Consider the following 24228-nt stretch of genomic DNA (forward strand, 5'->3'; position numbering starts at 1 on the left):
GAGCGGGCTTGCTCGCGAAGGCGTCGTGTCAGGCGACATCTATATTGACTGGAAGGACGCCTTCGCGAGCAAGCCCGCTCCCACAGGGTTTTGTGTTTGTCTGAAAGGTCATGAACCCCCTCGGTAGAGCCTGCCGTCCCACCGCAAATTTCAGCATCCAACACTGCCCATCAGACGCTTTCAGCATCCTCATCCGTGGCATCTCCCTAGACTGGAAATGTCTCGGATCAGGACTCGACCATGCTCAAGAATCGTTTGAAAGACCCCAGCCTTCTGGCAGAACTCGCTTATGTGGACGGGCAGTGGATCGGCGCCGATAACGCCGCGACCCTGGACGTCATCGACCCGGCCACCGGCCAATTGCTCGCCCGAGTCCCGGCCATGCAAGGTGCGCAAACCCGAAGTGCGATCGAAGCCGCCGAACGCGCCTGGCCTGCATGGCGCGTACGCCCGGCGGCGGAACGTGCGGCGCTGCTGGAGCGCTGGTATCAGGCGATGATCGACAACCTCGACGACCTCGCCTTGATCATGACCTGCGAGCAGGGCAAACCGCTGAATGAAGCCAAGGGCGAAATCCGTTATGGCGCTGGCTTCGTCAAGTGGTTCGCCGAAGAGGCCCGTCGGGTTTACGGCGAAACCATGCCGGCCCCCAGTGGCGACCGGCGCCTGCTGACGCTCAAACAACCGGTGGGCGTGTGCGCCGCGATCACCCCGTGGAATTTCCCCAATGCGATGATCACCCGCAAGTGTGCGCCGGCCCTGGCCGCCGGTTGCCCGATCATCGTCAAACCCTCGGACCTGACCCCGCTGTCGGCCCTGGCCCTGGCGGTACTCGCCGAGCGCGTCGGCATTCCGGCCGGGGTGTTCAATGTGTTGACCGGGATGCCTGCTGGCATCGGCGAAGAACTGACCGGCAACCCGACGGTGCGCAAGATTTCCTTCACCGGTTCCACCGCTGTCGGTCGGCTGCTGATGCGCCAGAGCGCTGAACACATCAAACGCTTGAGCCTGGAACTGGGCGGTAACGCGCCGTTCATTGTGTTCGACGACGCCGATCTGGAGCAGGCAGTCGCGGGCATCATGCTCAGCAAGTTTCGCAACGCCGGCCAGACCTGCGTCTGCGCCAACCGCATTCTGGTGCAGGACGGCATCTACGAGCGCTTCGCCCAGCGATTGGTGGAAGAGGTGGGCAAGCTCAAGGTCGGCAATGGCCTGGACGCCGACGTGACCATCGGCCCGCTGATCAACCCGGCAGCGGTGAGCAAGGTCGCCCGGCACATCGACGATGCCCTGAGCCAGGGCGCGCGTTTGCTCTGCGGCGGCATTCCCGAGGGCGACAGTCAGTTTGTCCAACCGACCGTCCTCGGCGACACCCATGCCGGCATGTTGCTGGCTAACGAAGAAACCTTCGGGCCGGTGGCGCCGTTGATGCGTTTCACCGATGAAGCCGAAGCGCTCGCGTTAGCCAATGCCACGCCCTATGGCCTGGGCGCCTACTATTTCACCCAGGACTTGCGCCGTTCATGGCGGTTCGGCGAGGCGCTGGAGTTCGGCATGGTCGGCCTCAACACCGGGATCATTTCCATGGAAGTCGCGCCGTTCGGCGGCATCAAGCAGTCGGGCCTTGGCCGTGAAGGCAGCAAGTACGGCCTGGACGAATACCTTGAAGTCAAAGCCTTCCATATCGGCGGGCTGTAACCCGGCAAACAGCCATTTTGCGAGGCATGATTAATGAGTAAACCATTCAGAATCGCCGCAATTGCCGGCGATGGTATTGGCAAGGAAGTTCTGCCGGAAGGATTGCGGGTACTGGAGTACGCCGCGAAAAAGTGGCAACTCGATTTGAGCATCGAAGTGCTCGACTGGGCCCACTGCGATTATTACCTGGAACACGGGCAGATGATGCCTGACGACTGGTTCGAGCAACTCAAGGGCTTTGACGCCATCTACTTCGGTGCCGTGGGCTGGCCGGACAAAGTGCCGGATCACATTTCCCTGTGGGGCTCGCTGCTGAAGTTTCGTCGCGACTTCGACCAGTACGTGAACATTCGCCCGGTGCGTTTGTTTCCCGGTGTGCCGTGCCCGTTGGCCGGGCGCAAACCGGGCGACATCGATTTCGTGGTGATCCGCGAGAACACCGAGGGCGAGTATTCATCGGTCGGCGGCAAGATGTTCGAAGGCACCGAGCATGAATTCGTGCTGCAAGAGTCGGTGTTCACCCGGCGTGGCGTGGACCGGATTCTCAAGTTCGCCTTCGACCTGGCCCAAACTCGACCGCGCAAGCGCCTGACGGCGGCGACCAAGTCCAACGGGATTTCCATCAGCATGCCGTATTGGGACGAACGCACGGCGTTGATGGCCGCGCAGTACCCGGACATCACCTGGGACAAGCAACACATCGACATCCTGTGCGCGCGTTTTGTGCTGCAACCGGACCGGTTCGATGTGGTGGTGGCATCGAACCTGTTCGGCGACATCCTGTCCGACCTGGGACCTGCCTGCGCCGGCACCATCGGCATTGCACCGTCGGCCAACCTCGATCCCGAGCGGCGTTTTCCGTCGCTGTTCGAGCCGGTACATGGCTCGGCCCCGGACATCTACGGGCGCAATATCGCCAACCCGATCGCCATGATCTGGTCCGGTGCGTTGATGCTGGATTTTCTGGGCAATGGCGATGAGCGTTATCGCGCCGCGCACGACGGGATTCTGCAGGCGATTGAACGGGTGATTGCCGAGGGGCCGATCACACCGGATCTGGGCGGGAAGGGCTCGACCCAGGAGGTCGGAAAGGCGATTGCACAAGCGCTGTAGGAGCGAGGCTTGCCCGCGAAGAACGATGACGCGTAATACCTGAAAAACCGCGGTGCATTCTTCGCGGGCAAGCCTCGCTCCTACAGGTTCTGTGTCAGTCTTCCTTGCGAACCGTGGCCACGTCATCGGCCCGGACTTTCACCTTCGCCCCGGAAATATCTTCAAACTCAAAGAAGCCGTCTTCGGTCTTGGTATTCGGCATGTCCTTGGTCAAGTACTGAGTGCCGTTCTGCAGGGTAACAACCGTTGGCGTCGAGCAACCGGCCAGGGCCAGAAAGGCCGCTACCGCCAAGGGCAAACCCAGAGTCTTGATATTCATACACACCTCTCCTTACTCAATAAAAACAGCGCGAACGCCTCGCTTGAGGTCAATCGTCACTGTGCCTCTAACGCGGTTGGTGCGATGGAATGGCAGAAAGTTCGATGGTCACCCGAAAATTGTAGGATAGCGTCGCCACTGATCCTTTTCCGTTTGCACCGGGAGGGGCATAGCTGGTATCTGTACGCATAACCAGTACTCGTTTGCCATGGCCCTATTGCCCGTGATTGTAAAACCTCTCGATGATCCGTTCTATTACTTGAACAACTTCATGCAAGTGCTTGATTGGCTTGAATATCGTTATGCCGATGTATTGAGCCTCGAGGAACAGGATTTCATCCGCGACTTCAATCGATTGCCCCGCGAGTCCCAAGCCTTGCTGGTCAGACTGGTGATGCGCAAGGGTGTGCATTTCAGGGCCGGCAAACTGAGTTACGTCGAGATCGGCGACATCGACAACGCTGCGGCGCCGTTGCTGGCATCGGGCTGGATCGATGAGCAGTCGCCATTGCACATCGAGGACTTGTTCGAGGTGTTGCTCAAGGCCGAGATTCTCCAGTGCCTTGGCGGCGCCATCGATCAGCCCAAAGGCAAAAAGACTGATTGGCTGCCGGCCCTGAGCGAGCAGTTTCCCGAAGCACACAGTTTTGCCCAATGGTGTCCGGCACTGAATGATCGATTGTTCAGCCTGACCGTCATGGGCCTGTGCGACCGATTGCGGCTGATGTTCTTCGGCAATCTTTACCAGGACTGGTCGGAGTTCGTGCTGGCCGACCTGGGCATCTTTACCTACGAAAAAGTCGAGTTCTGTGCCGAGTCCCGCGGCTTGCGCAGTCGCGAGGACGTCGACGCCTGTCTGTTCCTGCACAGCTGCCAGCAGCGTTTCGAGGCCGGTGAAGACGTGGCGGCGATTGTCGAGCAGATCAACGGGCTGGAACTCGACAATCCCTGGCTGCAAAAACGTCGGGGCAAACTGCTGTTCCAGATCGGCCAGCATTGCGAGCGCGTCGCGGATTTTTCCACCGCCCTGAACCTCTACCGCCAATGCGCCTACCCCGGCGCGCGTCTGCGGTTGATTCGCGTGCTGGAGCGCTGTGCTGAATACCAACTGGCGATGGATCTGGCCATCCACGCCGAGCAAGCCCCTGAAAGCGCCGCCGAGCATCAGCATTTATTGCGTGTGCTGCCCAGACTGCGGCGCAAACTGGGCGGGCCGCCGATCAAGCGGCCAGCCCCTCGGGCCATGCAGCGTCTGGACCTGCAACTGCCCCGGCACGATCCGGCGTTGTCGGTGGAGTCTTACGTTCAGGCGCACCTGGCGGACGATTCGGCGCCGGTGCATTACGTCGAGAACAGCCTGATCAACTCGCTGTTCGGGCTGCTGTGCTGGCCGGCGATCTTCGCGCCGTTGCCGGGGGCGTTTTTTCACCCGTTCCAGCGCGGGCCGGTGGACCTGCTCAACGAAGACTTTCATGCGCGGCGCGCGGAGCTGTTCCAGGCCTGCCTCGCCGAACTTGATGACGGGCGTTATGTGCAAACCGTCCGCGAGCGTTACAGCGCCAAGTGGGGCGTGCAGTCACCGTTCGTATTCTGGGGCGCGCTGAGCGAGGAACTGCTGGAGCAGGCACTTGCCTGTCTGCCCGCCGAACACCTCAAGCACTGGTTCAATCGCCTGCTGCTCGACATCAAGGCCAACCGCGCCGGCATGCCGGACTTGATCCAGTTTTGGCCGCAAGACAAAACCTACCGGATGATCGAAGTCAAAGGCCCCGGCGATCGGCTACAAGACAATCAATTGCGCTGGCTGGAGTTCTGTCACGAACACCAGATGCCGATCGCCGTGTGCTACGTGCAATGGGCGGAGCAGGGCGCGTGAGCTATAGCATTGCGGTGCGGGCGCTGTGTGAATTCACCGCCAAGGTCGGCGACCTCGATCTGCGCTTTACCCCGTCGCCAACCGCGCTGGAAGGCATCGTTGGGCATCGCACCGTAGCCTCACGGCGTAGCGAGGGTTACCAGAATGAAGTCGCGCTGGAGGGCCAGTATCGAACCTTGACGGTGAAGGGCCGGGCGGACGGCTACGATCCGGTGCAAAACTGCCTCGAAGAAGTTAAAACCTACCGTGGCGACCTGAGCAAGCAACCGGCCAATCACCGGCAGTTGCACTGGGCGCAGGCGAAGATCTACGGCGCGTTGATGTGCCAGAAACTGCAGTTGGAACGCATCAATCTGGCGCTGGTGTACTTCGATATCGTCAGCGAAAAGGAAACCTGTCTGGTTGAGGCCTTCAGCGCCGCCGAACTACAGCTGTTCTTCGAACACCATTGCGGATTGTTTCTGCATTGGGCCGAACAGGAAATGGCCCATCGCGAAGGACGCAATCTGGCGGCGCAACAGCTGGCATTTCCCCATGCCGATTTTCGTCCCGGGCAACGGCATCTGGCCGAGTCGGTGTTCAAGGCGGTCAGCACCGGTCAGTGCCTGATGGCCCAGGCACCGACCGGCATCGGCAAGACCGTTGGCACGCTGTTCCCGATGCTCAAGGCCTTGGCGCCACAGCAATTGGACAAGGTGTTCTTTCTCACGGCGAAAACTCCGGGGCGCAAATTGGCGCTGGACGCCGCGCAGGTCATCCTCGACAGCGCCGACGCTCCGCCATTGCGAGTCCTCGAGATGATCGCCCGGGACAAGGCTTGCGAGCACCCGGACAAGGCCTGCCATGGCGAGTCCTGCCCGTTGGCCCAGGGTTTTTATGATCGTTTGCCGGCCGCGCGTCAGGCCGCCAGCCAATTGAGTCTGCTGAACCAGAGCGCCTTGCGCGAGGTTGCCCTGCAGCATGACGTTTGTCCCTACTACCTCAGCCAGGAAATGGCCCGCTGGGCGGACGTGGTAGTCGCCGACTACAACTACTATTTCGACTTCAGTGCGCTGCTGTTCGGGCTGGCCCAGGCCAATAACTGGAAAGTCGCGGTGCTGGTGGACGAAGCCCACAATCTGGTGGAACGCGGCCGGCAGATGTACAGCGCCAGCCTCGACCAGGCGACGTTGAACAGCGTGCGAAAAACCGCGCCTGAGCCACTGAAGAGATCCTTGCAACGGGTCAATCGTGAATGGAATGCCCTGCATGATCAGCAACTCAGTCCCTATCAAGCCTACGACAAAGCCCCGGAAAAACTGCTTCAGGCGCTGTCCTTATGCTGCGCGAGCATCGGCGACTACCTGAATGATCACCCTCAGGGCCTGGACAGCGGGTTGCAGAATTTTTACTTCGACATGCTGCAATTCGGCCGTGTGGCTGAACTGTTCGATGAACATTTCCTGTTCGACATCAGCAAGCGCGACCTCGAGCGCAAGCGCAACCTGTCGCAACTGTGCCTGCGCAATGTGGTGCCCGCCGCTTTCATTCGCCCGCGCCTGACTGCTGCGCGTAGCGCTGTACTGTTTTCCGCCACCCTGAGCCCTCGGCATTACTACGCCGACTTGCTGGGTACACCGGCGAATACAGTCTGGATTGATGTGGAGTCGCCGTTCAGCGCCGAACAGTTGCAAGTGCACATCGTCAGCCAGATTTCGACCCGCTTTGTCCACCGACAGGCGTCCCTTGAACCCATCGTCGAACTGATCGCCAAACAGTTCACCCAGCGCCCCGGTAATTACCTGGCGTTTTTCAGCAGCTTCGATTATTTGCAGCAAGTGGCGCAGTTGCTGGCCGAGCGGCATCCGCACATCACGCTGTGGTCGCAGTCCCGGGGAATGGGGGAAGGGCCGCGTCAGGCGTTTCTCGATCAGTTCACCCTCCATGGTCAGGGCGTCGGCTTTGCGGTGCTGGGTGGAGCATTCGGCGAAGGCATCGATCTCCCCGGCGCGCGATTGATTGGTGCATTCATTGCCACTTTGGGGCTGGCGCAACTCAATCCGGTCAACGAACAGATGAAACAGCGCATGGCGGCGATTTTCGGTGCCGGGTATGACTACACCTACCTGTTTCCTGGCGTGCAGAAAGTCGTGCAAGCGGCGGGGCGGGTGATCCGCACTCAGCAGGATCAAGGGGTGGTGATGCTGATCGATGACCGGTTTGGCGAGAGCAAGGTCAAGCAATTGCTGCCGCGCTGGTGGTCGATAAAATCTGCGCTATTTTAGCCTGTTGAGTAGTGTCCCCACCCACGTATTGGTTTTTTGAATTCCCAAACGTGCGGCTTGTCGCATACTCCAGAAGATCAATAATAAGGGCAGGGATCCATGAGCGATGACCGGACCAAGATCAATGCCATCGAGGAGATGCGCTTTCGTCTGCTGATCGATGCCGTGGTCGACTACGCGATCTACATGATTGACCCCGATGGCATCATCACCAGTTGGAACGCTGGCGCCAAGCGTTTCAAAGGGTATGAGGAAGCGGAAATTCTCGGCCAGCATTTCTCGCGTTTCTATACCGAAGAGGACCGCAAGGCCGGTTTGCCTCAGCGCGCCCTTGATACCGCCATTCACGAAGGGCGTTTCGAGGGCGAAGGCTGGCGGGTTCGCAAGGACGGCACGCATTTCTGGTCCCATGTCATCATCGATCCCATTCTCGATCCGTCGGGCAAGTTGTTGGGTTTTGCCAAGATCACCCGGGATTTGACCGACCGCAAAATGGCCGAAGAAACCCTCAAGCAAAGTGAGCAGCAGTTCCGGCTGCTGGTGCAGAGCGTCACCGACTACGCCATCTACATGCTCGCCCCGGATGGACGCGTGACCAACTGGAATCTGGGGGCTCAGCGAATCAAGGGCTACCGGCCCGAAGAAGTTATCGGCCAGCATTTCTCGATGTTTTACACCCCTGAAGACCGCGAAGCCGGTGAACCCCAGCGTGCGCTGGAGATCGCTACACGCGAGGGGCGATTCGAAAACAAGGCCTGGCGCGTGCGCAAGGACGGCACGCAGTTTTTCGCGCATGTCGTGGTCGACCCGATTTGGGGCGAAACCGGCACGTTGCTGGGGTTTGCCAAGATCACTCGGGACATCACCGAGGTGACCCAAGCCCAGCAAGCCCTTGAGAAAACCCGCGAAGCGTTGTTTCAGGCGCAAAAGATGCAGGCCATCGGTCAACTCAGCGGGGGGATTGCCCACGACTTCAATAATCTGCTGACCGTTATCCTTGGCAATCTGGAGGTCGTTCGCAAACGTGCGGCGGACGACCCGAGAATTACCCGTTTGCTCGACAATGCCACCCAAGGCGCCTTGCGCGGCGTTTCCCTGACCCAGCGCATGCTGGCGTTTGCCAGGCGTCAGGAACTCAAGACCGAATCCGTTGAGATACCAGTACTGATAGAGGGGATTACCGGGCTGTTGCGCAGCTCTCTGGGGCCTGCGGTGAGCATAGAAACCCGCTTTGCGCCTGGACTTGAACCGGTGATGGCCGACGTCAATCAGCTCGAACTGGCGGTGCTTAATCTGGCGACCAACGCCCGTGATGCCATGCCCGACGGTGGGAAACTTGTCATCAGTGCACAGACAGAAGAGATCTGCGATCAGGCGAAACTCGCCCTGACGCCAGGCCGCTATGTCTGCCTGAGTGTCACGGATATAGGGGAGGGCATGGATGACGCTACCCTGGCGTCGGCAATGGACCCTTTCTTCACCACAAAAGGTGTCGGCAAAGGCACAGGCCTGGGGTTGTCGATGGTTCACGGGTTTACTGAACAACTGGGGGGACGCTTCATCCTCAAAAGCCAGAAGGACGTCGGCACCACTGCCGAACTCTGGTTACCCGTTGCGCTAGCCGACTCGACCACCGAACCCGCTATTGAAGAGGCCGCCATGTCGCGGGTGCCTCGTCTGTGTGTGTTGGTGGTGGACGACGACAGTCTGGTGTTGACCAGTACCAGCCTGTTGCTTGAGGACCTGGGTCATCGGGTGATCAGTGCAGCGTCCGGCGCACAGGCACTGGAGCTGTTCGACAGCGAGCACGACGTTGACCTGGTCATTACGGACATGGTCATGCCCAAGATGAGTGGCGCGCAATTGGCACAGGCTATTCGGGTGATAAGGCCACACCTGCCGATCATCCTCGCCACCGGTTATGCGGAGCGCCTGGAAGGCTTCGCAGCCAGACTTCCACGCCTGTCGAAGCCCTTTACCCAACTTAATCTGGTGGAAGTCATTGCCTTGGCGATGAAGTGAGTCAGGTAATGCCTGTCAGTTAAGCAGTTAAGCGAAATTTCTGTAGGAGCGAGGCTTGCCCGCGAAGAATGCGCCGCGGTTTTTCAGGTATTACGCGTCATCGTTCTTCGCGGGCGAGCCTCGCTCCTACAGGTTATGCGCCTTAACCCACCCCTATCAAGCAGCGAGATTGGGCGCGCCCAGCTCTTTTTTGTAGCGTGCTTTCAGGCTTTCCATTTCTGCACCCAATTCGTCGAGTGTCGTTTTGCCCAGCAGTTTTTTGGCCTGAGGAAACATTTCCTTTTCCTCTTCTTCAATGTGATGTTCCAGCAGCTCCTTGACCACTTTCACGCGACCGGCAAATTCGAGAGTGGAGGGGTCAGTGGTTTTCAGGTCCGGAAGCACCAGCGTATCGACGGTGCGATGTTCTTCTTTGGCTTCGTAATACATCACGTCCTGTTCCTTGCCCCCGGCTTTTTTATACGCCGGGTACAAGACTTCCTCTTCCAGACGGGTATGGATCTTGATTTCCATTTCCAGTTTGGCCAGCAACTCGGTGCGCTTTTTAACCCCACGCTCGGTGGACTCGCTCAACTGGGCCAGGATGCCTTTCACGCGTTCATGGTCGGCTTTCAACAGGTCAATAGCGTTCATGATCGAACCTCTTGTTTAGTCACGGGTCAAGCGCAAACGGTCTTCCTGCCGTTGTCGCTCGCATTGTTGGAGCATTTCCCGTGCCTATTTCAATATCCAATAAAAAGCTAGTAAAAACAGTGGGTTGAAGTCGGCTTAAAACGGCGTTTGTCGTGCAACCTGCATGAATATCCGTTGCTGTTCAATGCAGGTTGACCGAACGATTGCCTCGCCTGAGAAGGTGTCAGGCGTCCGGTTTATTGCGCCGCTCATAACGGGCCAGCATCGGTTGCGTACTGATGCCATGCGCCAGAATGCTGAGCGCCACTACCGACAACGTCAGGTCTGTGCACAGCGTCGCTGCCGCCGGACCGAGGTCGTGATTCAATGCGTAGAACAGGTAATAAAAGCTCCCGATCCCGCGAATCCCGAACCAGCCGATCAACAGCCGCTGGCGACCGTCCAGCAAGCGCCCCCACGGCATGATCCATACACACAAGGGGCGAATGGCACAGAACAACACCAGTGCAACCACCAACGCTCGCCAATCCCAGTGGCCCACCAGCACCACGCCCAGCAGGGTGACCAGAAACACTTCCATGGCCCGTTCCACCAGGCTACCGAATGCCAGCATGTCGCCCATCATGATCCCCGCCGCGACTTGGGTTTCTGGCAGATTCGCCACGTCGCCGTGGACGGCAGCCTCAGGTTCGACGTTCTGGTGGCCGACCACCGGTTGCACCAGATGCTCGGCGGGAATCCGCGCGTCGCCGGTGGATTTGACTTCGGCTTGTCGCAACCCCAGGCCGGCGGCGAATACCGACAGAAAGCCATAGCCATGGATCGCTTCGGCCGCGACATAAGCGAGGGCGATCAGGGCCAGGGTCAGGTAATCGTTGGGAGAAATAGTGCTGTCGGCATTGCGGATGCGCATCGACAAGGTCAAGCGACCGATGCCGTGGCCCATCCAGTAACCGGTCAACAAACCGACCGGCACGGCCCACAGCACACTTTTCAATGCCCACTCACCGAGCCAGGCATCGCTGTTGCCGCTCTGTTGCACAAACAACAAACCGAGAATCACGAAAGGGAAGGCGATGCCGTCGTTGAGGCCCGCTTCACCGGAGAGCCCGAAACGCACCGAGTCGTAATCCCTGGCGTCGTTGACCTGCACCAGCGAGGCCAGTACCGGATCGGTGGGGGCCAGAATCGCCCCGATCAGCAACGACGGCCCCCACGCCAGGGCAAAACCGTAATGCAGTAGCAGGCAGACGCCAATGATGGTCAAGATCATCACCGGTCCCGCCAGGCCGAACGCCACCCGCCATCGAAGATCCTTCAGCGGCAGGCGCAATTTGAGTCCGCAGACAAACAGCGAAAAGAGCACCGCGACTTCCGTCAGGTGCTCCATCCAGATCGCCGCATCCTTGATGTCCAGCTTCAGCAGGCCCAGGCCACCCGGACCGATCGCCACGCCCAGCGCCAGGCACACCGCCGACGTGGTCACCGGCATCCAGCGCAAATAGGACGAGGTCAGTGCCAGGGTCAGCAGCACCGCACCCAACACCGCCACCCATACAATGAAGCTCATGCCCGGTTCTCGGAGGTGTACCGCCGACCGCCGTTGAATGGCGGACTCAGGAAAATCAAACGCCAGTCACGCGCACGTACTCAGGTCCCAGGTAGTTGAACCAGAGCAGAATCATCTCCACCAAAATAGTCACCAGCACCAATAGCCCGACGCCCCATACGCTCGCCGCATTCAGCAGACCTTGCTCCTTGCGCTCGTGCATGAAGATCGGCAAACCGACGAACAGCAGAAACGTTGAATAGAGGGAGGCGGCCCCCAGCACGGTGATCGCCAGCCAGCGACTCGGATAGAGCCCGGCAATACCTGCAAGGAAGAACGGAGTGACGGTGTAGGCGGCAAAACCGATGCACTGATTGACGGTGGGGCGTGAGTCGAAGGTGCGCGACATCCAGCGGATGAACAGCCCCATCAGCACCACGCCGACGATGATGCTCAGGTACAGCAGCCCACAGAGTTGCAGGGCGCTGGCGGCACTGAGTTTGACCGTTTCGTTTTCGGCCAGGCTCCAGCCGACGTAGGTGGTCCCGATAAACAGGCACACGGCGGGAATTAAGGCAAGCAGCAGTAAATGAGCGAGGTAATGGCGCGGATTCGCTTCCTCTTCTTTCCGAATATCTGTCCAGACGAAATTGGGCTGAGTGAACAGCCTGACGAAGGGTGCGGACATGTCGACCTCCAGATAGCGAGCGGCCCGGCATAGGGGGCCCCTAAAAGTATTGAGGTGCATCCGTCGCCGGGGGTTCATTTTTTATCGCAGGGGCGTGGGTGGTCTGCCCGAGGGAATGTTTGCAAGCGTCAAAGGTCAACCGAGCAGTTCCTCTTGCCTGGATGCTTTGTCATGAACGTCAGCCAAACCGTCGTCGAATATTTGCGCCAACACGACCTGCGACTGACGACTGCCGAGTCCTGTACCGCCGGAAAGATCGTGACCTTGCTGGCCGAAGTGCCGGGCAGCGGTGACCTGATCGAGAGCGGTTACGTGGTCTATTCTTCCGAAGCGAAGCAACGGTTACTTAACGTCAGCCCCCATACGATCGAAACCTTCAACCTGACCAGTTGCGAAGTCGCTCGCGAAATGGCCTTGGGCGCCTTGCTCGACAGCACCGCCAACGTCGCCGTGGCCACCACCGGTATCCTGGGGCCGGAAGATATCGACGGGATTCCGGCCGGCACCATCTGTTTTGCCTGGGCTTATCAGACTGAGCAAGGAAAGCGTGTTTTCACTCAACAGCATCGCTTTTTCGGGTCCCGCAGCAAGGTTCAGTTACTGGCCGCCGAACATGCCTTGAAGCGGATCTCGTTTTTTCATAAACGTGCCCTGGCCTGTGACAAGACCGGTGAACAAGATCGGGTAAACCCATGAACGAGCATTCCCGCCGCACCGAATACCACAGCCGTGATTTTCCGGTGCGCGAAGACATGGCCTATCAGGTCAAGGTCTGGCGATTCGAGCGCTGGGGCTGGTACGTGATGGTGCTGCTGGTGGTGTTGGCGTTGCTCGGCTTGTTTTCCCGTGGCCCGCTCAGCTCCCAAGACGTTCACGGCAGCGATGGCAAGGTACGGGTGGAGTACGAGATGTTCCACCGTCATGGCTCGACCAATCCGATGAAGGTCAGTGTGATCGGCCGGCCGGATGCCACGGTTGAGCTGGAACTGACCGGTAAACTGCTGGAGGGCTTCGAAATCGAAACCCTGCAACCGGAACCTGTGCGTGCACTCAGTGGCGAGCAGGGCATGAAACTGTGGGTACAAACGGACGCGCAAGGGCAGGCCAGTCTTTACCTGACTTTGCGTGGCGAGGGGCTGGGCCTGTTTCGCAGCCATATCGCCTCGCCCGGTGCAGCCCCCGTCAAGGTGGATCAATTCATTTTCCCTTAGGTGACTTATGGATTCAGTATTGCGCGCGGCCGTGATGTACCTGGCGTTAATGGTGCTGTTCAAAATTGCCGGTCGGCGTTCGCTGGCCGAACTGACGACGTTTGATTTCGTACTGCTGATGATCATCGGCGAGGCGACCCAACAAGCGCTGCTGGGCAATGATTTTTCACTGACCAATTCGGTGCTGGTGATCGTTACGCTGATTGCCATCGATGTCGGGCTTTCATTGCTCAAACAGCGCTCGCAATGGGTGCAGCGGCTGATCGATGGTGGGCCGACGATCATTGTCGAAAACGGCAAAATCCTGCACAAGCGCCTGCGCCATGCACGACTGGTGGAAGCGGATGTCATGGAGGCTGCGCGATCGAGCCAGGGCATTGAAACCCTTGAGCAGATCAAATTCGCCATCATCGAGCGCAATGGCAAGATTTCGGTGATTGCTCAAGAGCGCTGATTTCTTGGGTAAGCCCCCATGCCAGTCAGTCAAGCGAATGAACCGCTTTTCGTAGGAGCCAAGCTTGGCGGCGAAGGCGTCCTTAAGAGCGCCTTCGCCGGCAAGCCTGGCTCCTACAGGGCCGAACGCAGGCCATGCCAGTTGCGTCAAAGCATCGGTTTGCCGCCGGTAACGCCATACCGTTGCCCGGTGATGTAGCTGGCTTCATCCGAGGCCAGCAGCACATAGATCGGCGCGACCTCCACTGGTTGGCCGGGGCGGCCGAGCGGGGTTTGCGAGCCGAAGTTTTGCACGTCTTCCTCGGGCATGGTCGATACGATCAACGGCGTCCAGATCGGCCCCGGCGCCACGCTGTTTACCCGGATGTTCTTTGGTCCCAGCATCTGTGCCAGGCCGGCGGAAAAGTTGGCAATCGCGCCCTTGGTGGCCGCGTAGGCCAGCAATGTCGGCTTGGGCATGTCGGAGTTGACCGAACTGGTGTTGATGATCGAACTGCCGGGCTTCATGTGTTTTAACGCGGCCTGACAGAGCCTGAACATGGCCGTGATGTTCACATCGAAGGTCATCACCCATTCTTCGTCCGGGATGTCTTCGATGTTTTCGTGGGTCATCTGGAATGCGGCGTTGTTGACCAGAATGTCGATCCGGCCAAAGCGCTCCACCGTTTTATCCACCAGCGCCTGGCAGTGCGCTTTCTGCGCCACATCGCCGGGCAGCAGCAGGCATTGACGACCGGCCTGCTCGACCCAACGTGCGGTTTCCTGCGCATCTTCAGTTTCATTCAAGTAGGCAACCACCACATCCGCGCCTTCCCGGGCGAATGCAATCGCCACCGCACGGCCGATGCCGCTGTCGGCACCGGTGATCAGGGCAATCTTGCCCTCCAGCCGACCCGAACCCTTGTAGCTCTGCTCGCCACAATCCGGGTAAGGGTCCATTTTCGTTTGAGCACCGGGGACTGGCTGGCTTTGTTTCGGGAAGGGTGGTTTTGGATAGTCAGTCATCGGAAAATCTCCTCTGTTCAAGGCAAAAGACCATGGCATTGGGGTTGACCCCGGTCTTTTGTCTTGAGTTCGGTTGGACTTCCGACGGGTTTAGCGCACAGGAAAGTTCGCTGTTCCTGCATACACTCAACTCATGAGTTAGGCTCAATGCGATGCAAGAAACTCGATGAGGAATTGCTCATGAATACTCAATCGCTCGTTGCACTGGCACTCTCGTTGGCATGTCTCGCCGGCTGCGAAAACAAATACGATGTGAACGAGAAGAATTGCGAGCCGAAAAACTTCATGAAGCTGCCGGACGATGCGAAGCGGGAAGCCTTCATCAAGGCTTGCTTGGAGCGCATAACGCCTTGAACAGGATTCGATGCTGCGCCTATCGCCCATAAAAAACCCGAAGCACAGGCATCGGGTTTTCGGTGTCAACCTGGGGCGTCAGGCTTGGCGGTTACGCAAACTACGCTCCATCCGCGCGATCCCTTCTTCCAGCAGCGCCCGCGGGCAGCCGAAGTTCAGACGCACGAACTGCCGGGCGTGATCGCCGAAATCCAGCCCTGCGCTCAGCCCGACCTTGGCCTGTTCAAGGAAAAACTGCTGCGGGTTATCCAGCCCCAGCGCCGTGCAGTCGAGCCATGCCAGGTAAGTGCCCTGAGGGATGTTCATGGTCACACCCGGCAACCGCGTACGAACCGCCTCCACCAGATAATCCCGATTGCTTTGCAGGTAGGCCATGAGCTCGGTCAACCACGGGCCGCCTTCGCTGTAGGCGACGCGGGTGGCTTCCAGGCCCAGCGGGTTGACGCTGTCGACCATGCCGCAGCGAGCGCTGTTGACCCGATGACGCAGTGCCGCGTCCTGAATGATCATGAACGCAGTCTTCAAACCGGCGATGTTGTAAGCCTTGCTCGCCGACATCAGGGTGATGGTGCGCTTGGCGATCTGCGGGCTGAGCGAGGCGGTCGGAATGTGTACGCGCCCGTCGAAGCACAACTCGGAGTGGATCTCGTCGGAGATGATCCAGGCATCCTGCTCCAGACAAATGTCGGCGACCGCTTGCAGCTCCTCGCGCGGGAAGACCTTGCCCAACGGGTTATGCGGGTTGCTCAGCAGCAGCGCGCCGCCCCCTTGCAGCGCTTCGCGCAAGGTATCGAGTGGCGTGGCATAGGTGCCATCGGCCAACGCGTCGAAATCCAGTTCGACTTTGTTCAGCTGCCAGTGGCCCGGCGCATGGCGCAGCGGCGGGTAGTTTGGCGTCTGCACGACCACGTTCTGCTGCGGCTGAACCAGCGCATGCAGGGCCATGTTGAACCCCGACTCGATACCCGGCAGGAATATCAGCTCCTGAGGTTGCACGCGCCAGGCGTACTTGCTCCAGAGGTCGGCGACGATGGCGTCACGCAAGTCATCCTGGGCCACGCTGTAACCGAGCATCGGGTGTTCCAGGCGTTTTTGCAGCGCCTGAATGATCGCTGGCGGCGCGGCGAAGTCCATGTCGGCGACCCACATCGGCAACACGTCGGCCGGGTAGCGGCTCCATTTGGTACTGCCGGTGCCATGGCGGTCGAACACCTGATCAAAATCGAAAGTCATGCTCAGTCTCATAAAAGGCAGGGGGGTTAATCCGGTGGCCATGATAAGCGCCAACCTTGATCGCTGGCGAATTGCGCAACAGAGCATGACCGGCAAGCCGCCGATGGTCGGTTTTCAGACGGCGCACGGCAACATTGTCTAAAGTTCTAAGTGGCGGTAGATAGGTTACCGTCACCGTGATCGTCCAGAAAAATCCGGCCAACGCACGATGCCAGGCAGTTAAGCAAAATCCCTGTGGGAGCGGGCTTGCTCGCGAAGAGGGCGGCACAGTCAACATTGATGTCGGCTGACACACCGCTTTCGCGAGCAAGCCCGCTCCCACAGGGGCCGCGAATTGACTGACTGGCCAATGCACCGGGTTTCCACCTGATCAGGAGTGCACGATGGACCTCAACCGTCGTCAGTTCTTCAAGGTCGCTGGTCTCGGCCTTGCGGGCTCAAGCCTCGGCGCGCTGGGCATGGCCCCGACGCCCGCTTTCGCCGAACAAGTGCGTCATTTCAAGCTCGCCCATACCCATGAAACCCGCAACACCTGCCCGTACTGCTCGGTCGGTTGCGGCTTGATCATGTACAGCCAGGGTGACAACGCGAAGAATGTCGCCCAGAGCATCATCCACATCGAAGGCGATGCCGACCACCCCGTCAATCGCGGCACCCTCTGCCCCAAAGGCGCAGGCCTGCTCGATTTCATTCACAGCCCCAGCCGTCTCCAGTACCCGCAGGTGCGCAAGCCCGGCACCACGGAGTGGACGCGAATCTCCTGGGATGAAGCGCTGGATCGCATCGCCGACCTGATGAAGGCCGACCGCGACGCCCACTTCATCGAGAAGAACGCTCAGGGGCAAACGGTGAACCGCTGGTTGAGCACCGGTTTCCTCGCGGCGTCGGCATCGTCCAACGAAGCGGGTTACATCACCCACAAGGTGATTCGCAGTCTCGGCATGCTGGGGTTCGATAACCAGGCACGTGTCTGACATGGCCCGACGGTGGCAAGTCTTGCCCCGACGTATGGCCGTGGTGCCATGACCAACCACTGGACCGATATCGCCAACGCGAATCTGGTTCTGGTGATGGGTGGCAATGCCGCCGAAGCGCACCCTTGCGGTTTCAAATGGGTGACCGAAGCCAAAGCCCATAACAAGGCGCGGCTGATTGTGGTCGACCCGCGTTTCACCCGTACCGCCTCGGTGGCCGACTATTACGCGCCAATCCGCACCGGCACCGACATCGCCTTCATGGGCGGGCTGATCAATTACCTGCTCACCGAAGACAAGATCCAGCACGAATACGTACGCGCCTATACGGACGTGTCGTTCATCGTCAAGGCCAACTACGGCTTCGAGGACGGCTTGTTCAGCGGTTACGACGCGAGCAAGCGCATCTACACCGACAAGTCCGGCTGGGGCTACGAAATCGGCGAGGACGGTTTCGCCAAAGTCGACCCGACCTTGCAGGACCCACGCTGCGTCTACCAATTAATGAAGCAGCATTACAGCCGCTACACCCTGGAATTGGCCAGTCAGGTCTGCGGCATGCCCACGGATGCCATGCAGAAAATCTGGGAGGAGATCGCCACCTGCTCGCAACCGGGCAAAACGATGACGATTCTCTATGCCCTGGGCTGGACCCAACACTCGATTGGCTCGCAGATGATCCGCAGCGCGGCCATGGTGCAACTGCTGTTGGGCAACGTCGGTATGCCGGGCGGGGGCGTCAATGCCTTGCGCGGGCACTCCAACATCCAGGGCCTGACCGACCTGGGCTTGCTGTCCAACTTGCTGCCCGGTTACCTGACCCTGCCGGCCGAGGCCGAACAGGATTACAACGCCTACATCGCCAAGCGCGCACTCAAGCCGCTGCGTCCCGGGCAGATGTCCTACTGGCAGAACTACGGCAAGTTCCACGTCAGCCTGATGAAAGCCTGGTACGGCGCCAATGCCACCGCCGAGAACAACTGGGGCTACGACTGGCTGCCGAAACTGGACATTCCCGGCTACGACATCCTGAAAATGTTCGACATGATGGGCAAGGGCGAGGTCAATGGCTACATGTGCCAGGGCTTCAACCCGATCGCCGCGTTGCCGGACAAGAACCGGGTGATGAAGGCGCTGGCCAAACTCAAGTGGCTGGTGGTGATGGACCCACTGGCCACCGAAACTTCGGAGTTCTGGCGCAACGCCGGTCCTTACAACGATGTGGAAACGGCCAGCATCCAGACCGAAGTCATCCGTCTGCCCACCACCTGTTTCGCCGAAGAAAACGGTTCGCTGGTCAACAGCGGCCGGTGGCTGCAATGGCACTGGAAGGGTGCCGATGGCCCGGGGCAGGCGCGCACGGACGTGAAGATCATGGCCGAGCTGTTCTTGCGTCTGCGCCAGCGTTACCAGGCCAACGGCGGTGCCTGGGCCGAGCCGATCCTCAAGCTCGACTGGCCTTACAAAGTGCCGGATGACCCGACGCCGGAAGAGCTGGCCCGGGAATTCAACGGCTACGCCGTATCCGATGTCACCGATGCTTCGGGCGCGGTGATCAAGACCGGTCAGCAGCTGTCCGGTTTCGGCCAGCTCAAGGACGATGGCAGCACGGCATCCGGGTGCTGGATCTTCTGCGGCAGCTGGACCGAGCAGGGCAACAACATGGCCCGGCGTGACAACAGCGATCCTTTCGGCATGAAGCAGAACCTGGGCTGGGCCTGGGCCTGGCCGGCGAATCGCCGGATTCTTTACAACCGCGCCTCTTGCGACCCTCAAGGCAAACCGTGGGACCCAAACAAACGGCTGGTGTGGTGGAACGGCAAGGTCTGGACCGGTACCGACGTGCCCGACTACAAGGCCGATGTGCCGCCGGAAGCCGGGATGAACCCGTTCATCATGAACCCCGAAGGCGTCGCGCGTTTCTTCGCCCTCGACAAGATGAACGAAGGGCCGTTCCCGGAACACTATGAACCGTTCGAGACGCCCATTGGCATCAACCCGATGCACCCCAACAACAAGCAGGCGACCAGCAACCCGGCCGGACGGGTCTTCGATTCCGTCTGGGACACCCTCGGGCAGGCCAAGGACTTCCCTTATGCGGCGACCAGCTACCGGCTGACCGAACACTTCCACTTCTGGACCAAGCATTGCCCGATCAACGCCGTGACCCAGCCTGAGCAGTTTGTCGAAATCGGCGAGGTGCTGGCCAAGGAGAAAGGCATTGCTGCCGGTGACCGGGTAAGGGTCAGCTCCAAGCGCGGGCATATCGAAGCGGTGGCGGTAGTGACCAAGCGGATTCGTCCGCTGCAGGTCAACAATCAGGTGGTGCACCAGATCGGTATCCCGTTGCACTGGGGCTTCACCGGCGCTACCCGCCACGGTTACCTGACCAACACCCTGGTGCCGTTCCTCGGCGATGGCAACACACAGACCCCGGAATCCAAGTCATTCCTGGTCAACGTGGAGAAAATCTAAATGGCCAGCCAAGACATCATCGCCCGCTCGGCCACCACCACCGTGCCGCCCTCGGTGCGCACGCAAGAGGAAGTGGCCAAGCTGATCGACACCACCAAGTGCATCGGCTGCAAGGCCTGCCAGGTCGCCTGCTCGGAATGGAACGAGTTGCGCGACGACGTTGGTCACAACCTCGGCACCTACGACAACCCTCAAGACCTCAGCGCAGACACCTGGACCTTGATGCGCTTCACCGAGCATGAAACCGACGCCGGCAACCTCGAATGGCTGATTCGCAAGGACGGCTGCATGCACTGCGCCGAGCCCGGCTGCCTGGCGGCATGCCCGAGCCCCGGCGCGATCATCAAGCACGCCAACGGCATCGTCGATTTCGATCAGGACCATTGCATCGGCTGCGGGTATTGCATTACCGGTTGCCCGTTCAACATTCCGCGCATCTCGCAAAAGGACCACAAGGCTTATAAATGCACGCTGTGCTCGGACCGCGTGGCGGTGGGGCTGGAACCGGCTTGCGTAAAAACCTGCCCGACCGGCGCCATCGTTTTCGGCAGCAAGGAAGACATGAAAGAACACGCGGCCGAACGTATCGTCGACCTCAAGAGCCGCGGTTTCGAAAACGCCGGTTTGTATGACCCCGCAGGTGTCGGCGGCACCCACGTCATGTATGTGCTGCACCATGCCGACACGCCCAGGTTGTATGCCGGGTTGCCGGATCACCCGGCGATCAGCCCGCTGGTGGACCTGTGGAAAGGCCTGAGCAAACCCCTGGCGTTGCTGGCCATGGGCGCGGCGGTGCTGGCCGGGTTCTTCCATTACGTGCGTGTCGGGCCACAACTGGTCGAGGAGGACGAACATCCAGTCACCCTCGACCCGGCGGTGCACGAGTTCGATCCATCGGTGCACACCTTTGATCCGACGAAACCCGGCGGGGAGGACAGGCCATGAACGACAAATCGATCCTGCGCTACACCGCCAACCAGCGCACCAATCACTGGCTGGTGGCGATTCTGTTTCTCGCGGCCGCGCTGTCGGGGCTGGCCTTGTTTCATCCGGGGTTGTTCTGGCTCAGCAACTTGTTTGGCGGTGGTTCGTGGACGCGCATTCTGCATCCGTACATGGGCGTGGCGATGTTTGTGCTGTTCCTCGGCCTGGTGTTCAGTTTCTGGCGGGCGAATTACTTCAGCGCCAACGACCGGTTGTGGCTCAGGCGCGTCGGGACTGTCATGCGTAACGAAGAGGAGGGCGTGCCGCCGATCGGCAAGTACAACCCGGCGCAGAAGCTGCTGTTCTGGGTGTTGCTGATTTGCATGCTGGTGCTGTTGTTCAGCGGGCTGGTGATCTGGCGTGCCTGGTTCAGCGCGTACTTCGGCATCACCGGTATTCGCTGGGCGATGCTGCTGCATGCGCTGGCGGGTTTCATCCTGGTGCTGAGCATCATCGTCCACGTCTATGCCGGTATCTGGATTCGCGGCTCGGTCCACGCCATGGTGCGTGGCCGGGTCAGCCGCGCCTGGGCGAGAAGACACCATGAGCTCTGGTACCGGGAAGTGACCCAAGACGAAACGCCTGAGCGACCGATCACAAAAAAAGGATGACCCCTTGGCGACGATCCTCGAGCCTGGGCAGATAGAAGCGGCGGCGAGTTCACCGCCGTTTCTGTACCTGCCACCGAACAATCTGTTCACCTTGCGCGCGCTGCGTCTGGAACGCCTGGCCGACGGGCATCCCATGGCGGACTATCTACGATTGATCGCGGGACTGTGCCACGTTCAGCAGAACCTGATGGACGATCCGCCCGTGACGTCCATGCCCGAACCCGAACGCCTGCGGGTTTGCATGGAACATGGCTTGCCACCGTTCGCTGCCGACAGTCTGGTGCGCGAAAACATTTGGCTGCCGTATCTTGAAGCCATGTTGCAACGTTATCAGCCACCGCCAAACGCTGCGGTAGAAAACGCCGTGGCGACGTTGCGCAGTGCCAACCCGGGGCTGCTCAAAGCCTGGGCGATTGCCTTGGTCAGCGGCCAGTATTCAATGTTGCCGGCAGAACTGGTGCCGTTCCTCGGTGCAGCGCTGCAAGCGGCCTGGAGCCATTGGCTGTTGAGTTCACCCAACCTTGAACTCAAGCGCGGCGACAGCCTCAGCCAATGCCCGGCCTGCGGTTCGCCGGCGATGGCCGGGGTGATTCGTCATCGCGGCAAATACAACGGTTTGCGTTATCTGGTGTGCTCGTTGTGCGCCTGCGAATGGCATGCGGTGCGGGTCAAATGCGTGTACTGCGAACAGAGCAAGGGGCTTCAATACATCAGTTTCGAGGATGACCGTCACGCTGCCAATCAGGCACCGTTGCGGGCGGAAGTCTGCCCCGGCTGCAACAGCTACCTGAAATTGATCTACCTGGAAAACGATGCCGAAGCCGAAGCGCTTTCGGCGGACCTGTCCAGCCTGATGCTGGACATGCGCCTGGAGCAGGAAGGCTACCAGCGCCTGTCGCCGAATCTGATGCTGGCCCCCGGCGGCGACTAAGCCTGTCCCCTTGATGTTCAGGCTTGAGATAAATCCCACCCAATAAGCGAGATAAATCCGGTTATGTCCACGAAGCGTGCTGGTCAAATCCGATGCAAATAACTGGTCGAGTCAGGGGTATTCCTGCCTGGCATGCAAAACGGTCACGATCTCGATTCGATCCGTCACCCGGTAGACCACCAAGTAATTGGGATGCACAACAATTTCCCGCGTACCGGGTACACGACCAAATCGATAAAGGTAGGGATGTTGCGGAAGGGCCGAGGTAGCAACCTCAATGGCTTGGTACAGTTCGCTCGCCGCTACAAGGTGGCGGTCGCCAATATAATCAATGATTTGCCACAGTTCAGCCCGCGCTTCGGGCCGCCACTCAACCAGCATCGCGCTTATTGCGCTTGGCTTCGAGAAGGGATCGCATATCAGCCATTACCTGATCGTGCGGGACATTCGGGCGTGGATCATCGAGCGACGCCTGCACTTTGGCACGGAACCAACGGTCGTAGCTGGCGGCCTGCTCTTCGGTTTCAAACTCTGAAACGATGGGGGAAAGTTCGGCGCTCATAGTGACCTCCGGGATCAATACTTAGCAGTCTAATCGGTATGTGGCTCACTGTCGTGGGTGTCAAGATGAAGTACACCCAGCAAAGCATCACGTGGTCCCATCTCTCTACCTGATGGGCGCAACCACATTAAACCTCTCGCTTGCGACAGCCAACCCCTAAAACATGTCGGACTCTTCCTCAATTTTTTGAACGCTTTCATGTGTTTAACGTACGCGTTTAAAGACACCCGCCGTTACGTCCTAACGGCTACAACGCCTTGCGTCGTTACCTACGCGTGCGCCAGAATCGGCTGGCTTGTGCGGCTGTGGGGCGGGCTATATCGTTTCCCTGTCACTGAAAAACAGTGATCGGGTTTGGTAGCCCGCCTGTAACAGCCGTATGGCAACACCTTATGCCGTCTCTTTTTTAGGACTCTGCTTTTATGGTGGTCATGCGTGGGGCTCCTTTGTGAGCGCCGGGTTTCCTGTTGCAGCCGGTCTACCAACCCGCGTATGGCCGCCACCCTTCGTTTGGTAGCGAGGGTGATGGCTCCTTAAAATCTGCAACAAGGAGTTTTCATCTATGTTCAAAGTTACGCCCAACCCGCCAGACTCTGATCCGGCATCCCCGTACGAATCTAACGATTCAAAAAAATTTCACGAAGCCGCCGAACGCGCCCTCAATTTCTACCTCAACCCGGCAGCGGTCATGAACAACACCCCCCGCAAACCCAGCACCATGTACATGGTTGCGCCGGATGTCGGCCATGAAACCTTGCTGGTTCAAACGTGTGAGAACTTGGCCTCGGCCAGTGTCATGGCCAGTGACATTGCTGCATTGGTAGAGGGCACCCACCGCAATACCCTGCTGGCGCTTCAGCAAGTCATCATGCTGGCTGAACTGGCGGTTAATCGAATGCTGGATAATTTCGTTCCACCTAAGTAATCACTCAGCCCTTTACCGAGAGGCTTGCCCCTCGGTAAAGGGCTTTGATCAAAGCGCTGTCTTTTTAAGGTCGATTAAAAGTCAGCACCACGGCCAGGTGCGATGCTCTGGGTTCTTCAAGAGCAACCCAGCTGGAGCACCAACAATGGCCGACCCACTCAGCTTCACCCTCAAATTCCCCTTCAAAAGCGCCAGCGGCGATACGATCACAACGCGAGCCTCAAACGCAAAGACATCACCGCCGCGCAGACGACGACCAAAGACCAAAGACGAAGGCGGCGCTCGGCATCACCTTGAGCAGTGAGCCCAGCGGCTACACTCAGACGCGACGGTCATTCGCTTCCGGGA

22 protein-coding genes are annotated in these 24228 nt (G+C 59.3%); 14 read left to right on the forward strand and 8 right to left on the reverse strand.

Translation table 11 applies throughout. The features are described 5' to 3' along the window. Positions 1-240: 240 nt before the first annotated feature. Positions 241-1698 carry an NAD-dependent succinate-semialdehyde dehydrogenase gene (locus tag ACIPLA_RS00985; RefSeq protein ID WP_218394940.1) on the forward strand — a complete coding sequence of 486 codons (1458 nt, stop codon included), beginning with the start codon at positions 241-243 and terminating at the stop codon, positions 1696-1698. Positions 1699-1731: 33 nt separating this feature from the next. Continuing rightward, the gene (locus ACIPLA_RS00990; protein ID WP_218394941.1) at positions 1732-2811 is read left to right on the forward strand and encodes a tartrate dehydrogenase; all 1080 of its coding nucleotides are present in this window, start codon (positions 1732-1734) and stop codon (positions 2809-2811) included. 94 nt (positions 2812-2905) lie between these two features. Here ACIPLA_RS00990 and ACIPLA_RS00995 read toward each other — a convergent pair whose 3' ends face one another. Beyond that, on the reverse strand, positions 2906-3130 hold the full coding sequence (locus ACIPLA_RS00995; protein WP_007902349.1) for a YgdI/YgdR family lipoprotein: 225 nt from the start codon (positions 3128-3130) through the stop codon (positions 2906-2908). A gap of 208 nt (positions 3131-3338) precedes the next feature. Here ACIPLA_RS00995 and ACIPLA_RS01000 point away from each other — a divergent pair, with 208 nt between their 5' ends. From ACIPLA_RS01000 to ACIPLA_RS01010, 3 genes are all read left to right on the forward strand, one after another. Then, positions 3339-5006, forward strand: a complete 1668-nt coding sequence (locus tag ACIPLA_RS01000) for a VRR-NUC domain-containing protein (protein WP_218394942.1) — start codon at positions 3339-3341, stop codon at positions 5004-5006. Beyond that, positions 5003-7270: an ATP-dependent DNA helicase gene (locus tag ACIPLA_RS01005; protein ID WP_218394943.1), complete on the forward strand. Its 2268-nt coding sequence runs from the start codon at positions 5003-5005 to the stop codon at positions 7268-7270. The genes ACIPLA_RS01000 and ACIPLA_RS01005 overlap by 4 nt, the downstream gene beginning before the upstream one ends. 99 nt (positions 7271-7369) lie before the next feature. Continuing rightward, entirely contained in the window at positions 7370-9292 is a 1923-nt protein-coding gene (locus ACIPLA_RS01010) for a PAS domain-containing sensor histidine kinase (RefSeq protein ID WP_218394944.1), read from the forward strand. Between the two features lie 156 nt (positions 9293-9448). On the opposite strand, the gene ACIPLA_RS01015 is transcribed toward ACIPLA_RS01010, so the two are convergent. The 3 genes from ACIPLA_RS01015 to ACIPLA_RS01025 form a co-directional block, all read right to left on the reverse strand. Continuing rightward, complete coding sequence (locus ACIPLA_RS01015) at positions 9449-9925, reverse strand: hemerythrin domain-containing protein (protein WP_038983335.1); 477 nt, start codon at positions 9923-9925, stop codon at positions 9449-9451. A gap of 223 nt (positions 9926-10148) precedes the next feature. Continuing rightward, on the reverse strand, positions 10149-11495 hold the full coding sequence (locus tag ACIPLA_RS01020) for a sodium:proton antiporter (RefSeq protein WP_218394945.1): 1347 nt from the start codon (positions 11493-11495) through the stop codon (positions 10149-10151). 55 nt (positions 11496-11550) lie between these two features. Further along, on the reverse strand, positions 11551-12162 hold the full coding sequence (locus tag ACIPLA_RS01025; protein ID WP_218394946.1) for a Yip1 family protein: 612 nt from the start codon (positions 12160-12162) through the stop codon (positions 11551-11553). A 171-nt stretch (positions 12163-12333) separates the two neighbouring features. Here ACIPLA_RS01025 and ACIPLA_RS01030 point away from each other — a divergent pair, with 171 nt between their 5' ends. Genes ACIPLA_RS01030 through ACIPLA_RS01040 form a run of 3 tightly spaced genes read left to right on the forward strand, consistent with a single transcriptional unit; the run spans position 12334 to position 13827 of the window. Further along, positions 12334-12858 (forward strand): CinA family protein, encoded by a 525-nt coding sequence (locus ACIPLA_RS01030; protein ID WP_401170670.1) that lies wholly within the window; start codon positions 12334-12336, stop codon positions 12856-12858. Then, entirely contained in the window at positions 12855-13373 is a 519-nt protein-coding gene (locus ACIPLA_RS01035) for a hypothetical protein (protein WP_401170671.1), read from the forward strand. Before ACIPLA_RS01030 ends, ACIPLA_RS01035 begins: the two co-directional genes overlap by 4 nt. 7 nt (positions 13374-13380) lie before the next feature. Then, entirely contained in the window at positions 13381-13827 is a 447-nt protein-coding gene (locus ACIPLA_RS01040; protein ID WP_218394949.1) for a DUF421 domain-containing protein, read from the forward strand. 146 nt (positions 13828-13973) lie between these two features. Here the strand turns inward: ACIPLA_RS01040 and ACIPLA_RS01045 are convergent, their stop codons facing one another. Continuing rightward, positions 13974-14831, reverse strand: a complete 858-nt coding sequence (locus ACIPLA_RS01045) for an SDR family oxidoreductase (RefSeq protein ID WP_401170674.1) — start codon at positions 14829-14831, stop codon at positions 13974-13976. Positions 14832-15011: 180 nt separating this feature from the next. Between ACIPLA_RS01045 and trbK the strand changes: the two genes are divergently transcribed. Continuing rightward, complete coding sequence (gene trbK / locus ACIPLA_RS01050; RefSeq protein WP_218394951.1) at positions 15012-15185, forward strand: entry exclusion lipoprotein TrbK; 174 nt, start codon at positions 15012-15014, stop codon at positions 15183-15185. A 78-nt stretch (positions 15186-15263) separates the two neighbouring features. Here trbK and ACIPLA_RS01055 read toward each other — a convergent pair whose 3' ends face one another. After that, positions 15264-16418: a MalY/PatB family protein gene (locus tag ACIPLA_RS01055; RefSeq protein ID WP_123494680.1), complete on the reverse strand. Its 1155-nt coding sequence runs from the start codon at positions 16416-16418 to the stop codon at positions 15264-15266. Between the two features lie 383 nt (positions 16419-16801). On the opposite strand from ACIPLA_RS01055, the gene fdnG reads away from it, so the two are divergent. The 4 genes from fdnG to fdhE are packed head-to-tail and all read left to right on the forward strand — an operon-like array spanning position 16802 to position 22393. After that, complete coding sequence (fdnG, locus tag ACIPLA_RS01060; RefSeq protein ID WP_401170677.1) at positions 16802-19867, forward strand: formate dehydrogenase-N subunit alpha; 3066 nt, start codon at positions 16802-16804, stop codon at positions 19865-19867. Further along, entirely contained in the window at positions 19868-20812 is a 945-nt protein-coding gene (fdxH, locus tag ACIPLA_RS01065; RefSeq protein ID WP_007902318.1) for a formate dehydrogenase subunit beta, read from the forward strand. Next, the gene (locus ACIPLA_RS01070; protein ID WP_218394954.1) at positions 20809-21462 is read left to right on the forward strand and encodes a formate dehydrogenase subunit gamma; all 654 of its coding nucleotides are present in this window, start codon (positions 20809-20811) and stop codon (positions 21460-21462) included. Before fdxH ends, ACIPLA_RS01070 begins: the two co-directional genes overlap by 4 nt. Before the next feature lie 4 nt (positions 21463-21466). Further along, positions 21467-22393, forward strand: a complete 927-nt coding sequence (fdhE, locus tag ACIPLA_RS01075; RefSeq protein WP_401170680.1) for a formate dehydrogenase accessory protein FdhE — start codon at positions 21467-21469, stop codon at positions 22391-22393. A gap of 111 nt (positions 22394-22504) precedes the next feature. Here fdhE and ACIPLA_RS01080 read toward each other — a convergent pair whose 3' ends face one another. Both ACIPLA_RS01080 and ACIPLA_RS01085 read right to left on the reverse strand, forming a co-directional pair. Beyond that, complete coding sequence (locus ACIPLA_RS01080; protein ID WP_218394956.1) at positions 22505-22774, reverse strand: type II toxin-antitoxin system RelE/ParE family toxin; 270 nt, start codon at positions 22772-22774, stop codon at positions 22505-22507. Continuing rightward, positions 22764-22955: a hypothetical protein gene (locus tag ACIPLA_RS01085; RefSeq protein WP_007902309.1), complete on the reverse strand. Its 192-nt coding sequence runs from the start codon at positions 22953-22955 to the stop codon at positions 22764-22766. Before ACIPLA_RS01085 ends, ACIPLA_RS01080 begins: the two co-directional genes overlap by 11 nt. A 562-nt stretch (positions 22956-23517) precedes the next feature. On the opposite strand from ACIPLA_RS01085, the gene ACIPLA_RS01090 reads away from it, so the two are divergent. Continuing rightward, positions 23518-23880, forward strand: a complete 363-nt coding sequence (locus ACIPLA_RS01090) for a DUF6124 family protein (protein WP_218394957.1) — start codon at positions 23518-23520, stop codon at positions 23878-23880. Positions 23881-24228 lie beyond the last annotated feature (348 nt).

The sequence above is a fragment of the Pseudomonas sp. NPDC086112 genome, assembly GCF_044746425.1.
Classification (GTDB): domain Bacteria; phylum Pseudomonadota; class Gammaproteobacteria; order Pseudomonadales; family Pseudomonadaceae; genus Aquipseudomonas.

What these genes read in the sequence shown, in the direction of transcription:
- ACIPLA_RS00985 (WP_218394940.1), top strand. Translation starts at nt 241, where the DNA reads ATGCTCAAGAATCGTTTGAAAGACCCCAGCCTTCTGGCAGAACTCGCT.
- ACIPLA_RS01045 (WP_401170674.1), bottom strand. Translation starts at nt 14,831, where the DNA reads ATGACTGACTATCCAAAACCACCCTTCCCGAAACAAAGCCAGCCAGTC.
- ACIPLA_RS01010 (WP_218394944.1), top strand. Translation starts at nt 7,370, where the DNA reads ATGAGCGATGACCGGACCAAGATCAATGCCATCGAGGAGATGCGCTTT.
- ACIPLA_RS01085 (WP_007902309.1), bottom strand. Translation starts at nt 22,955, where the DNA reads ATGAGCGCCGAACTTTCCCCCATCGTTTCAGAGTTTGAAACCGAAGAG.
- ACIPLA_RS01070 (WP_218394954.1), top strand. Translation starts at nt 20,809, where the DNA reads ATGAACGACAAATCGATCCTGCGCTACACCGCCAACCAGCGCACCAAT.
- ACIPLA_RS01080 (WP_218394956.1), bottom strand. Translation starts at nt 22,774, where the DNA reads ATGCTGGTTGAGTGGCGGCCCGAAGCGCGGGCTGAACTGTGGCAAATC.
- ACIPLA_RS01025 (WP_218394946.1), bottom strand. Translation starts at nt 12,162, where the DNA reads ATGTCCGCACCCTTCGTCAGGCTGTTCACTCAGCCCAATTTCGTCTGG.
- fdxH (WP_007902318.1), top strand. Translation starts at nt 19,868, where the DNA reads ATGGCCAGCCAAGACATCATCGCCCGCTCGGCCACCACCACCGTGCCG.
- ACIPLA_RS01000 (WP_218394942.1), top strand. Translation starts at nt 3,339, where the DNA reads ATGGCCCTATTGCCCGTGATTGTAAAACCTCTCGATGATCCGTTCTAT.
- ACIPLA_RS01040 (WP_218394949.1), top strand. Translation starts at nt 13,381, where the DNA reads ATGGATTCAGTATTGCGCGCGGCCGTGATGTACCTGGCGTTAATGGTG.
- ACIPLA_RS01020 (WP_218394945.1), bottom strand. Translation starts at nt 11,495, where the DNA reads ATGAGCTTCATTGTATGGGTGGCGGTGTTGGGTGCGGTGCTGCTGACC.
- ACIPLA_RS00995 (WP_007902349.1), bottom strand. Translation starts at nt 3,130, where the DNA reads ATGAATATCAAGACTCTGGGTTTGCCCTTGGCGGTAGCGGCCTTTCTG.
- ACIPLA_RS01090 (WP_218394957.1), top strand. Translation starts at nt 23,518, where the DNA reads ATGTTCAAAGTTACGCCCAACCCGCCAGACTCTGATCCGGCATCCCCG.
- ACIPLA_RS01030 (WP_401170670.1), top strand. Translation starts at nt 12,334, where the DNA reads ATGAACGTCAGCCAAACCGTCGTCGAATATTTGCGCCAACACGACCTG.
- ACIPLA_RS00990 (WP_218394941.1), top strand. Translation starts at nt 1,732, where the DNA reads ATGAGTAAACCATTCAGAATCGCCGCAATTGCCGGCGATGGTATTGGC.
- ACIPLA_RS01015 (WP_038983335.1), bottom strand. Translation starts at nt 9,925, where the DNA reads ATGAACGCTATTGACCTGTTGAAAGCCGACCATGAACGCGTGAAAGGC.
- ACIPLA_RS01035 (WP_401170671.1), top strand. Translation starts at nt 12,855, where the DNA reads ATGAACGAGCATTCCCGCCGCACCGAATACCACAGCCGTGATTTTCCG.
- trbK (WP_218394951.1), top strand. Translation starts at nt 15,012, where the DNA reads ATGAATACTCAATCGCTCGTTGCACTGGCACTCTCGTTGGCATGTCTC.
- ACIPLA_RS01055 (WP_123494680.1), bottom strand. Translation starts at nt 16,418, where the DNA reads ATGACTTTCGATTTTGATCAGGTGTTCGACCGCCATGGCACCGGCAGT.